The sequence below is a fragment of the Streptomyces roseolus genome, from assembly GCF_014649855.1.
GTDB classification, from domain to species: Bacteria; Actinomycetota; Actinomycetes; order Streptomycetales; family Streptomycetaceae; genus Streptomyces; species Streptomyces roseolus.
In genome coordinates, this window is sequence record NZ_BMTV01000020.1 from 136738 (window position 1) to 148132 (window position 11395).

At 72.1% G+C, this 11395-nt stretch carries 12 protein-coding genes; 5 read left to right on the plus strand and 7 right to left on the minus strand.

From position 1 onward, the window contains the following. Positions 1–181: 181 nt before the first annotated feature. The 5 genes from IE245_RS23485 (at position 182) to mscL (ending at position 5018) form a co-directional block, all read left to right on the plus strand. Positions 182–1708 carry a potassium/proton antiporter gene (locus IE245_RS23485; RefSeq protein ID WP_229851457.1) on the plus strand — a complete coding sequence of 509 codons (1527 nt, stop codon included), beginning with the start codon at positions 182–184 and terminating at the stop codon, positions 1706–1708. Between the two features lie 263 nt (positions 1709–1971). Further along, positions 1972–3264, plus strand: coding sequence for an MFS transporter (locus IE245_RS23490; RefSeq protein WP_189950772.1), 1293 nt, complete (start codon positions 1972–1974; stop codon positions 3262–3264). Between the two features lie 68 nt (positions 3265–3332). Further along, positions 3333–3650 (plus strand): FmdB family zinc ribbon protein, encoded by a 318-nt coding sequence (locus IE245_RS23495; protein ID WP_189950775.1) that lies wholly within the window; start codon positions 3333–3335, stop codon positions 3648–3650. Positions 3651–3803: 153 nt separating this feature from the next. Beyond that, positions 3804–4418: a hypothetical protein gene (locus IE245_RS23500; protein ID WP_229851458.1), complete on the plus strand. Its 615-nt coding sequence runs from the start codon at positions 3804–3806 to the stop codon at positions 4416–4418. Between the two features lie 135 nt (positions 4419–4553). After that, the gene (gene mscL, locus IE245_RS23505; protein ID WP_229851459.1) at positions 4554–5018 is read left to right on the plus strand and encodes a large conductance mechanosensitive channel protein MscL; all 465 of its coding nucleotides are present in this window, start codon (positions 4554–4556) and stop codon (positions 5016–5018) included. Positions 5019–5037: 19 nt separating this feature from the next. Here mscL and IE245_RS23510 read toward each other — a convergent pair whose 3' ends face one another. From IE245_RS23510 to pflA, 7 genes are all read right to left on the minus strand, one after another. Beyond that, positions 5038–5256, minus strand: a complete 219-nt coding sequence (locus IE245_RS23510) for a hypothetical protein (RefSeq protein ID WP_189950778.1) — start codon at positions 5254–5256, stop codon at positions 5038–5040. A 42-nt stretch (positions 5257–5298) separates the two neighbouring features. Beyond that, complete coding sequence (locus IE245_RS23515; protein WP_189950780.1) at positions 5299–5670, minus strand: DUF6755 family protein; 372 nt, start codon at positions 5668–5670, stop codon at positions 5299–5301. Next, positions 5667–6320 carry a QcrA and Rieske domain-containing protein gene (locus tag IE245_RS23520; RefSeq protein WP_229851460.1) on the minus strand — a complete coding sequence of 218 codons (654 nt, stop codon included), beginning with the start codon at positions 6318–6320 and terminating at the stop codon, positions 5667–5669. The genes IE245_RS23515 and IE245_RS23520 overlap by 4 nt, the downstream gene beginning before the upstream one ends. Further along, positions 6317–6916 (minus strand): 4Fe-4S dicluster domain-containing protein, encoded by a 600-nt coding sequence (locus tag IE245_RS23525; RefSeq protein WP_189950782.1) that lies wholly within the window; start codon positions 6914–6916, stop codon positions 6317–6319. The genes IE245_RS23520 and IE245_RS23525 overlap by 4 nt, the downstream gene beginning before the upstream one ends. 6 nt (positions 6917–6922) lie before the next feature. Further along, a complete protein-coding gene (locus IE245_RS23530; RefSeq protein ID WP_189950784.1) occupies positions 6923–9235 on the minus strand; it encodes a molybdopterin oxidoreductase family protein in 2313 nt (770 codons plus the stop codon). After that, on the minus strand, positions 9236–10360 hold the full coding sequence (locus IE245_RS23535) for an MFS transporter (protein ID WP_189950786.1): 1125 nt from the start codon (positions 10358–10360) through the stop codon (positions 9236–9238). An 87-nt stretch (positions 10361–10447) separates the two neighbouring features. After that, positions 10448–11233 (minus strand): pyruvate formate-lyase-activating protein, encoded by a 786-nt coding sequence (gene pflA / locus IE245_RS23540; protein ID WP_189950788.1) that lies wholly within the window; start codon positions 11231–11233, stop codon positions 10448–10450. Between the last annotated feature and the right edge of the window lie 162 nt (positions 11234–11395).

Genomic DNA, 11395 nt, shown 5'->3' on the forward strand with positions numbered 1-11395 from the left:
GAACCGCACTGATGACCGCATCGGGGAAGCACCGGCCGCGAAGGAGGCGTCAAGAAAACGTTAAAGATTAGGTAAGGTAACGAAGTACCGCCCGCTGGAGGAACGATCCGGCGCGACGAGGGGAAGGAACGGCGCACTGACTGTCCACGAGCTCAACGAACTCCTGCTGATCAGCTCACTGGTGCTGCTGATCGCGGTCGCCGCCGTGCGGATCTCGTCCCGGAGCGGGCTCCCCAGCCTTCTGCTGTACCTCGGCATCGGCGTCGCCATCGGCCAGGACGGCATCGGCAACGTCGCCTTCGACAACGCCGAACTCACCCAGGTCATCGGCTACGCGGCCCTCGTCGTCATCCTCGCCGAGGGCGGTCTCGGCACGAAGTGGAAGGAGATCAGGCCGGCCCTGCCGGCCGCCGTCGTCCTCTCCACCCTCGGCGTCGCCGTCTCCGTCGGCATCACCGCCGCCGGCGCCCACTACCTCGTCGGCCTGGACTGGCGCCAGGCGCTGATCATCGGCGCCGTCGTCTCCTCCACCGACGCCGCCGCCGTCTTCTCCGTCCTGCGGAAGGTGCCGCTGCCCGCCCGGGTCACCGGCGTCCTGGAGGCCGAGTCCGGCTTCAACGACGCCCCCGTCGTCATCCTCGTCGTCGCCTTCTCCACCGCCGGACCCGTCGACCACTGGTACGTCCTCGTCGGCGAGATCGCCCTGGAGCTCGCCATCGGCGCCGCCGTCGGCCTCGCCGTCGGCTTCCTCGGGGCGTACGGGCTCCGGCACATCGCCCTGCCCGCCTCCGGCCTCTACCCGATCGCCGTCATGGCCATCGCCGTCACCGCCTACGCGGCCGGCGCGCTCGCCCACGGCTCCGGCTTCCTCGCCGTCTACCTGGCCTCGATGGTCCTCGGCAACGCCAAGCTGCCGCACGCCCCCGCCAACCGCGGCTTCGCCGAGGGACTCGGCTGGATCGCCCAGATCGGCATGTTCGTGCTGCTCGGCCTGCTCGTCACCCCGCACGAGCTCGTCAACGACTTCTGGCCGGCCGTCGTCATCGGGCTCGTCCTCACCATGGTCGCCCGGCCCATGGAGGTCCTGGTCAGCCTGCTGCCCTTCCGCATCCCCTGGCAGGAGCAGGCCCTCATGTCCTGGGCCGGCCTGCGCGGAGCCGTCCCCATCATCCTCGCCACCATCCCGATGGTGGGGCAGATCGAGGGCAGCGAACGGATCTTCAACATCGTCTTCGTCCTGGTCGTCGTCTACACCCTCGTCCAGGGCCCGACCCTGCCCTACCTCGCCAAGGCGCTGAAGCTCGGCGACTCCGCCGGCGCCGCCGACCTCGGCGTCGAGTCCGCCCCGCTGGAGCGGCTCCGCGGCCACCTGCTCTCCGTCGCCATCCCGCCCGGCTCCCGGATGCACGGCGTCGAGGTCGCCGAGCTGCGGCTCCCGGCCGGTGCCGCCGTCACCCTCGTCGTACGGGACGACGCCAGCTTCGTACCGGGCCCGGCGACCGTGCTGCGCAAGGGCGACGAGCTGCTCGTCGTCGCCACCGACCCGGTGCGCGACGCCACCGAGCGGCGGCTGCGCGCGGTCGGCCAGGGCGGCAAGCTCGCCGGCTGGCTCGGCACCGGAGACGGACGCGAGACGGTCACCACGACCGCGACCCGCTTCCACCGCCCGGCGTCGGTGACGGGGAAGAACAAGCGGACAGAACGTTAATCGCCGGCATTATTTCGGGGTCAGGTGTGTTCTTCCCAGTGGAATCACAGGCGGGAGAGCACTCCTCCCTGTACCATGAAGGCACACTTGATCGAACCAACTCTGCCTGACGCAGAGCTGGCGCGACCGTATGGCGGCCGGCGCCCCCTCCCGCAGTGGGGCCCTCCCGGTATCTACCGCAGTTCCGCGCAAGAGGACAGCTCTCGGCGAGACCGGCACCACCGTGCCCCGGCGCGCTACCAGGCGGCAGAAAGGCCAGGACCGTGGCGTCCACGGTCGTCTCCGAGAAGCGGCCCGGCTACGGGCAGCTGCTCCGCACCCCCGGTGCGCTCTCCTTCCTGATCCCCGGCTTCGCCGCCCGGCAGCCGTTCGCGATGCTGACCATCGGCATCGTCCTGCTCGTCCAGCACACCACCGGTTCCTACGGCAGCGCCGGCGCCGTCGCCGCCGTCACCGGTGTCTCCATGGCGCTCTTCGCCCCGCAGAGCGGCAAGCTCGCCGACCGGTTCGGCCAGCGGGCCGTCCTCGTCCCCGGCGTCCTCGTCCACTCCGCGGCCGTCTCGCTGCTCGTCGCGCTCGCGCTGGCCGGCGCCCCGCTGTGGGCGCTGTTCCTCGCCGCCGTGCCCGCCGGCGCCTCCGTCCCGCAGGTCGGCCCCATGGTCCGGGCCCGCTGGGCGGCCAAGCTCGACGGCACCCCGCTGATGCCGACCGCCGCGGCCTTCGAGTCCGTCACCGACGAGTTCACCTTCGTCGTCGGCCCGGTCCTCGCCACCGCCCTGTGCACCGGCGTCCACCCGGCCGCCGGCCTGATCACCGAAGCCGCCCTCACCCTGGTCGGCGGCCTCTTCTTCGCCGCCCAGCGCGCCACCCAGCCGGCCTTCGGCGCGCTCGCCGCCGCGGGCCGGGGGGACGCCGAGCCGCACCGCTCCGCGCTCTCCGTCCCCGGCGTCCGCGTCCTGATCGTCGCCTTCCTCGGCATCGGCGCCGTCTTCGGCGGCATGCAGGTCTCGCTCACCGCCTTCAGCGAGGAGATCGGCAACCCCGGCGCCAACGGCCTCCTCTACGGCGTCTTCGCCGCCGGAAACATGCTCGCCGGCATCGCCATGGGCGCTGTCGCCTGGAAGACCGGCCCCCGCCGCCGCCTGATCCTGGGCTACACCGGCCTCACCGTCGCCGCCTCCCTGCTGTGGACCGCGCACTCGGTGCTGCTGCTCGGCGCCCTCGGCCTCGTCGTCGGCCTGTGCATCGCCCCGGCCCTGATCACCGGCTACACCATCGTCGAGACCCTGATCCCGGCCTCCGCCCGGACCGAGGCCTTCACCTGGCTCACCGGCGCCGTCGCCCTCGGCCAGGCGCTGGCCGTCACGGTCGCCGGCCGTCTCGCCGACGCCCACGGCTCCGGCGCGGGATTCCTCGTCCCCGCCGCGGGCACCGCGCTCGCCTTCGTGACGCTGCTCGCCCTGCGCTCGCGGCTCAAGCCGCGCGAGGCGAGCCGGGTCGCGGCACGGGCCGCGACACGTGGCATCGGTCACCGCGTGCCGGTGGCGGTGGACTGAACCGACGGAATACGTCACTATGGATCGTCGTTAGCACTCGATGAGTGTGAGTGCCAGGAGGAAGACTAGTGCCGACCTACCAGTACCAGTGCACCGAGTGCGGCGAGGGCCTTGAGGCGGTCCAGAAGTTCACGGACGACGCGCTGACCGAGTGCCCCGCCTGCCACGGCCGCCTCAAGAAGGTGTTCTCCGCCGTCGGCATCGTCTTCAAGGGCTCCGGCTTCTACCGGAACGACAGCCGCGGTGCCTCGTCCAGCAGCTCCCCGGCCACGAAGAGCTCGACGTCCTCCACGACGTCCACCTCCTCGTCGTCGTCCGCCTCGGACGCCAAGCCGGCCTCGTCGGCGAGCACCTCGACGTCGGCCGGCTCGACGCCGGCCGCCTGAGGCCACCCCGCACACCAGCGCCGCCCGGCCCCGGCCCCCGACAAGGGGGACCGGGGCCGCGGCGTACCCCCGCGGGGGTGGGCGAGTTGTCCACAGGCATCCGGTTCTCCACAGGCCGGAGCGGGACCGCGGGACGGGCGCCACAGTGGCCGCATGACCACGACGCACACGAACGCCCCCCTGACGGACACGGCCACGAGCCCTTCGGGAACGACTCCTTCGGGAGTGGCCCCTCCGGGCGCGGGCGCCACCGGGCCCGTCCCCGCTCCCTGCGAGGTGCCGGACTTCCCGCCGCTGCGGATCCGCGGCGGACGGCTCCGGCCCCGGCTGCGCCGCGCGCCCGGCGCACTCCTCCTGCTCACGGCCGCCGCCCTCGCGCTGACCGCCGCCACCGCCCGGCCCGAACCACCCGGCCGCTACGGCCCCGGGGCACGGACCCCCTCCGCACCCGCGGCCCGCGCACCCACGCCCGCCCCGGTCCGGCTCGTGTCCGCGCCGGTCCGGATCGCCGACGCGGAGGCCGTACGGCTCCTGCGCGCCGGCGACCGCGTGGACGTCATCGCCGCCCCCGGCGTCAACTCCCCCCTGGGCAACGACGACAGCGCGGTACGGGTGGTGGCGCGGGCCGCCCGGGTGGCGGAAGTCCCACGCCCGGGCGAGACTCGACCGGACGGCGGGGCGCTGATCGTCCTGTCCGTGCCCCGGGCGACCGCGACAGCGCTGGCAGGTGCCGGTGTCACGTCCCAACTGGCGGTGACACTGTGCTGATTCGCACTGACTCCCTGTCAAGTCACCGTCCCGTGTGTACGGATTGGACGGCCCCGCGCCGTTCACGGCCTAATGGCTCCGCAGACAGCAGCACACCCCCAGAAAGGCACCTCGGTGGCGAAGAAGGAAAGCGTGATGGCGGGCTTCAAAGCCTTCCTGATGCGCGGGAACGTGATCGACCTCGCGGTGGCGGTCGTCATCGGTGCCGCGTTCACCAACATCGTGAACTCGGTGGTCAAGGGAGTCATCAACCCACTGGTCGGCGCCTTCGGCACCCAGGACCTGTCGAGCTACCAGTCCTGCCTCAAGGGCCCCTGCGAGGTCGACGACGCCGGCAACGTGGTCTCCGGCATCCCGATCATGTGGGGCACCGTCCTCAGCGCGGTCCTCAGCTTCCTCATCACCGCGGCCGTCGTCTACTTCCTGATGGTCCTGCCGATGGCCAAGGTCCTCGCCAAGCGTGCCGCGCACGACAAGGCGAAGGAGGGCGTGCAGGAGACCATGGAGGTCAGCGAGCTGGAGGTGCTCAAGGAGATCCGCGACCACCTGGTCGCGCAGCGCGGCCCCGGCAGCGACAAGGGGACGCACTCCACCTCCTGACCGGAGGGACGCCCCGGCGTCAGAGGTGGTGCGGCGGCTTCTCGTCGAGGAAGCGCGCGAGGTCGGCGGCTCCGCCGCCGGCAGGAGGCCGCTCGCCCCACCCGCGGTCCGTGTCGTCCGCGGACTGCACGTCCAGCGGATCGTCGAAGACGATCACCGGCTTCGGGGGGTTCTGGGAATTCGACCGAATGCCGTTCGGCTTCGCGTCTCGCGGTCCGTGGGCGGGGGCGGTGCTCATGTCTTCAGAGTACGCCCGCTCCCCCGCCCCGGACCCGCCCGATCAGCGGTCCTTCGGGTCCAGCGCCCACAGCCCCAGGACCACCAGGAACGACAGGACGAGGAAACCCGCGCCCCACCAGGCGGTACCGGTGTCGCCGGACATCCACTCGTCCACCACGATCGTCAGCCCCCAGAGCTGGCCGATCACCACCGTGAGCGCCAGCGCCAGCCGCGCCGACAGCTTCGAGGAGCGCTCCGGTTCCTGCTCCGTGCCCGCCCCCGGGCCCGGCCCCGTGTGCCGGATCCGCGGGTCGCCGTACCCGCTCGTGGGCCGGATCTGCGGATAGCGCTCGCGCACCGGACGGTTGAGCCGCGGCTGCGCGCTGCCCGGGCGGTACGCGGGCCGCTCCGGGAGCGGGTTCTCGGGCGTCATGCGCGCTCGCTCCTCTCGGCGCCGGGCCGGCCGGCGGGCGCGCCGGCCCGCGGCGCGGCACAGGACGGGGTGCCGGCGCCACGCTGGCGGCAGTACCCCTCCCGCAGGCTCTCCCCGGAACGGGCGGTGCCGATGGCCCAGACGGAGCCGTCGACCTGCTCGACCAGGATCACCTTCGGCAGCCCGCGCGGCGGCGGCCCGGCCGTCACCTCTCCCGTACGGGCGTCGAAGACCCCCTCGTGGCAGGGGCAGTACAGCTCGCCCTCGCTGCCCCGGTCCTTGCGCCACAGGACGGCGCAGGCCAGGTGGGTGCAGACGGCGGAGTAACCGGCGAGGGTGCCGTCCTCCATCCGGACGGCGATCGCCCGGTCCTCGTCGCCCGGGTAGCGGAAGGCGAGGGACTCCCCCGGCAGGAGCGCGTCGGCGACCTTCTTCACCTCGGGGGTGCCGTCGGCGTCGCCGTGCCGGTGCAGGATCCCGGAGGCGACCGCGACGCCGCCGACCGCGAGGCCGCCGGAGACGGTGGCCACGATCCGCAGGTAGTCCCGGCGGGTGGTGAGGGAGTCGGCGGCGATCCGGTCGCGGAGCGCCTCCTGCGCCGCGTCGGCGCCGGCGTCCGGCGCGGGCGGCTGCGGGTCGGTGACGCTCATCGGACGTCCTTTCCATTGATCTGGACGACCGGGAGCCCGCCGGGCACGGGCCACTGGACCTTGTCGGCGGGGACGACCATCGCCACCCCGGTGGTGACGGTGCTGGTGCCGAAGGTGAAGGAGTCGGCGACCTGGACGCCGGGGCGCTCGGCGCGCAGCTCGTCGAGGGTGCCGTAGAAGAGGGCGCCGGTGGGGCAGACGGTCGCGCACATCGGGGCGAGGCCGTAGGCGGTGCGGTCGTAGCAGAGGTTGCACTTCATCTGGAGCTTCGCCTGGAGGTCGATCTTCGGGACGCCGAAGGGGCAGGCGTTGACGCAGTTGGCGCAGCCGATGCAGCGGGTGGTGTCGGCCTGCTGCACCACGCCGTCGGCGGTCACCAGGATCGCGTCGGCGGGGCAGACCTCGGCGCAGGGGGCGACGGGGTCCTCGCAGTGCATGCAGACGGTGGGAAGGGAGGCGACGGAGTGACCTTCGTCGGGGTAGTCGAGGTGGATCATCGACTTGCCGCGGTGCGAGTCGCATTCGCGGCAGGCGGAGACGCAGGCCTGGCAGCCGATGCAGCGGCCCGGGTCGATGAAGATCGTGCGGCCCATCATGTGCGGTCAGCTCCTCTCCGCGGTGCCACGGCCCTGCGGGGACGTGGGGGGCAGGGGGTCGGTGCGGGAGACCTGCGTCTCGGGGTAGGCGAGCTGCCCGGGGGCGGTCGGGGGCGCGGGGACCTCGTCGACGCGTTCGGCGGCCTCGACGCGGGCCGCGCAGACCTTGTACTCGGGGATCTTCGAGCGGGGGTCGAGGGCGTCGACGGTGAGGGCGTTCGCGGCGGTGGGGACGGGCCAGTGGTAGGGCACGAAGACGGTGTCGGGGCGGATGGCCTCGGTGACCAGGGCGGGGAAGACCTCGCTGCCGCGCCGGGTGACGACGCGGACCGGGTCGCCGTTGCGGAAGCCGTGCGAGGGATGGACCTCGACCCAGGGCCGGGGGGTCTGCTCGACGAGGGCGCCGAGCCGGCGGGTCTGGTTGCCGGACAGGAAGTGGGCGACGGTCCGGCCGGTGGTGAGCGACAGCGGGTACTCCTCGCTGTACGGGTCCATCGGCGGGTGCCACTCGACCACCTGCAGGTGGATCTTGCCGTCGGGGTGGTAGGTGCGGCCGTCCTCGAAGAGGCGGGGGGTGCCGGGGTGCTCGGTGGTCGGGCAGGGCCAGGCGATGCCGCCGGTCTCCTCCAGGCGCTCGTAGGTGATGCCGTAGTAGTCGTTGACGGTGCCGGCGGAGGCGATCCGCAGCTCCTCGAAGACGGAGCGGGAGTCGGGGAAGGCGAACTTGTCGCCGACGCCGAGCCGCCTGGCGAGCTCGCACATGACCCAGGTGTCGGTGCGGACCCCGGCCGGGGGCTCCTGGGCCTTGTTGTGCTTGACGACGCGGGCCTCGGCGTTGGCCATCACTCCCTCGTCCTCGGCCCAGACGGTGACGGGGAAGACGACGTGGGCGTTGGCGGCGGTCTCGGAGAGGAAGAAGTCGAACTGGGCGTGGAACTGGAGGGCGTCGTACCCCTCCTTGACCGTGGCGTAGTTCGGGAGGGAGACGAAGGGGTTGTTGCAGATGCCGATGAGGCCGCGGATCTCGGCGCGCTGCATCTGCCAGACCATCTCCATCATGGAGGTGCCGGCGGGCGGGAGTTCGGACTCCTCGATGCCCCAGATCTCGCAGATCTGCCGGCGGTGCTCGGGGTTGGAGATGGAGCGCCCGCCGGGGAGGAGGTCGGACTTCTGGCCGTGTTCGCGGCCGCCCTGGCCGTTGCCCTGTCCGGTGATGGTGCCGTAGCCGGCGCCGGGCTTCCCGATGTTCCCGGTGGCGACGCAGAGGTTGATGATGGTGAGGCAGTTCTCGACGCCCTGCGAGTGGTGCTCGACGCCCCGGGCGTGCCAGGCCATGGCCTTGCCGGCCCCCGCGAACATGCGGGCGACCTGGACGATCTGTTCCTCGGGGACGCCGCAGATCGAGGCGGAGCGGGACGGCGGGTAGTCGGCGACGGTCCTCCTGACCTCGTCCCAGCCGGTGGCGCGGGCGGCGAGGTACGCCTCGTCGGTGAGGCCCTCGGCGACGATCACGTGCAGCACGGCGTTGAAGAACGCGGAGTCGGTGCCGGGCTTGAGGGCGACGTGGACGTCGGCGGTGCGGGCGATGGCCGTCTGCCGGGGGTCGACGACGATGAGGGAGGCCCCCCGGTCGCGGGCCCCCCACAGGTACTGGGTCATCACCGGGAAGCATTCGCCGACGTTGGAGCCGGCGATGAGGAGGCAGTCGGTGAGGAGGATGTCGGAGAAGGGGTTCCCGGCCCGGTCGATGCCGAAGGCGAGCTTGTTGGCGCCGGCGGCGGAGACCATGCAGAGGCGCCCGTTGTAGTCGACGTGCTTGGTCTTCAGCGCGACCCGCGCGAACTTCCCGACGAGGTAGGTCTTCTCGGAGTAGAGACTGGCCCCGCCGAGCAGCCCGAAGGCGTCGTTGCCGTACTCGCCCTGGATGCGGCGGATCTCGGCGACGGTGTGGTCGAGCGCCTCCTCCCAGCCGACCGGCCGGAACTCCTCGTCGCGGTTGCGGCGCATGAGCGGCGAGGTCAGCCGGTCGGGGTGGTTGACCTGCTGGTAGGCGTTGATGCCCTTGGGGCAGAGCCGCATCCGGTTGATGTCGTGGTTCCGGGGCTCCACCCCGAACACCTTGCCGCCGCGGTCGACCCGCAGGTACATGCCGCACTGCACCCCGCAGAAACAGCAGTGGGTGGGGACGAGCGTCTCCTCGTTCTGGTCGGCGTGCCACCGGTCGGCGGGGATCCCCCCGGCGTCCCGGAAGTTCCGCGTGCCCGGCGGGGCGACGGAGGGGTCGAGCGGCAGCGCACGGGAACGGTCGGTCGCGGTCACTTAACGGAAGCCCTTCTTGACGTGGGTGAGGTAGGCGTTGCCGCGGAGGACGCGTTTGCAGCGGGGGCAGTACTCGGCCCATTCGTCGAAGTCGAGCTTGAGGTCCCGCATGGTGCCGCGCAGGTTGTCGACGTAGGCGGGGGTGTCGATGGGCTCGTGGCAGCGGCGGCAGGCCTGGAGTTCCTCGGCGGCGCCGTCCTTGCGGCGGGAGGTGTACTTGAAGAGCTGCATGCCGACGGCGGCGGGCCGCTGGACGATGTGGAAGAACTTCCCGAAGGGGATGTAGATGAGGGTGAAGACGACCGAGACCATGTGGAGGATCGCCAGGAACTCGTAGCCGCCGCCGTGCAGGAAGATCGAGGAGAAGGTGAGCAGCAGGCCGGTGACCGAGATGACGACGAGGGCGATCAGCGGGATCAGGTCGTAGGCGAAGCGCTGGCCGGTGACGGCGCCGCGGTCCTTCATGCGCCGCCACAGGAAGAAGGAGGCGCCGGCGATGACGAGGACGGCGGCGATGTCCAGGCCGTGGAACATGAGCCAGCCGAGGATGTTCAGCGAGTCGAAGCCGAGGACCTTGAAGCCCCAGATCCGCATCTCGTAGCCGGGGCCGTCGCCGGTGCCCGACGTGAAGGTGAACCAGCCCCAGGTGAGGGGGAAGGTGATGAGCGCGGCGAGGACGCAGCCCCAGAAGAGGAGTTGGTGGGCGGCCCAGCGGGCGTGCGAGCGGGCGCCGAGGAACTTCTGGAAGCCGAGATAGGTGGCGATCATCTTCGGCAGGGCGGTGGGTGCCTTGCGGAAGTTGGCGGCGGAGAAGAAGGAGCGCCAGCCCTGGCGGAAGAGGCGCCGGGCGCCGGGGGCGGAGACCCAGACGGTGTAGCGGTGGGCGACGCCGAAGGCGAGGAAGACGGTGGCGACGGCGTAGGGCAGCAGGGCCGAGTCGAAGTCGCGGAGGAGCCGGCTGCCGAAGACGATCGCGAGGATCAGGAGGGCGGAGACGGCGGTGCCGGCGAGGAGGGCGCGGCGGCGGACGGCGGCGGGGGTCTGGGGCGCGCCGCCGTCCGGGACCGGAGCGGTCGCCTCCGGCTCGGGGGCGGTGGGCTCGACGGTCTGTGGTGGCTCGGTCACGGGGCCACGGTAGGACGTATGTACCTTTTAAGCCTGTTATGCCCGACGTAAGGGTGAGCGTGTCGCCGGCCCCGACGGGAGCGGCCGTCAGACCGCGTGCAGACCGTGGCTCCGGAAGACCTCCCGGACCGCCGCCACCTGATCGGGGGCGGGCGACGGGGTGTCGTGGAGGGCGAAGGGCATGCCGAGGGCCTGCCACTTGACCTCGCCCAGCTTGTGGAAGGGGAGGACGTCGACGCGGGAGACGTTGCCGAGGCCGCCGGCGAAGGCGGCGACGCCCTCGACGTCGGCGGGGTCGTCGGTGAGACCGGGGACGAGGACGAACCGGACGTGCACGTCCTGGCCGAGCTCGGCGAGGCGCCGGGCGAAGTCCAGGGTCGGCTTCAGGGGCCGCCCGGTGACCTTCCGGTACGTCTCCGGGTCCCAGGACTTGATGTCGAGGAGGACGAGGTCGGTGTCGCGCAGCAGGGCGTCGGTGGCACGGGCACCGAGGAAACCGGAGGTGTCGAGGGCGGTGTGCAGGCCCAGCTCGTGCTTCATCCGGTGCAGCAGCTCGCCGGTGAAGACGGGCTGGAGGAGCGGTTCGCCGCCGGAGACCGTGGCGCCGCCGCCGGACGCGGAGATGAAACGAACGTACTTGGACGCCTCGGCGATCACGTCGTCCGCGGAGGTCCGCTTCCCGTCGCGCATCCGCCACGTGTCCGGGTTGTGGCAGTAGAGGCAGGACAGCGGGCAGCCGGAGAGGAAGGTGACGAAGCGGGTGCCGGGCCCGTCGACACCGGTGGAGAGGTCCCAGGAGTGCACCGAGCCCTCGGACGGACGCTGGGCCACGGCCGCGGCGAGCGTCACGGGACTGGTGGCGAGGCGGGTCATGACAGGACCTCCTGAGGGAGGAAGGGGTGGAGGCGGGGGCGGGAGGGGGCGGGGCGGAGGGGTGGGGCGGGGAGGGGAGGGGGGAGGGGCCCCCTCCCCCCTTTTTTTTGGTCTCCGGGGGCGGTGGGGTTCAGAGCGTCCCGTGGAAGGTCCTGTTCAGGA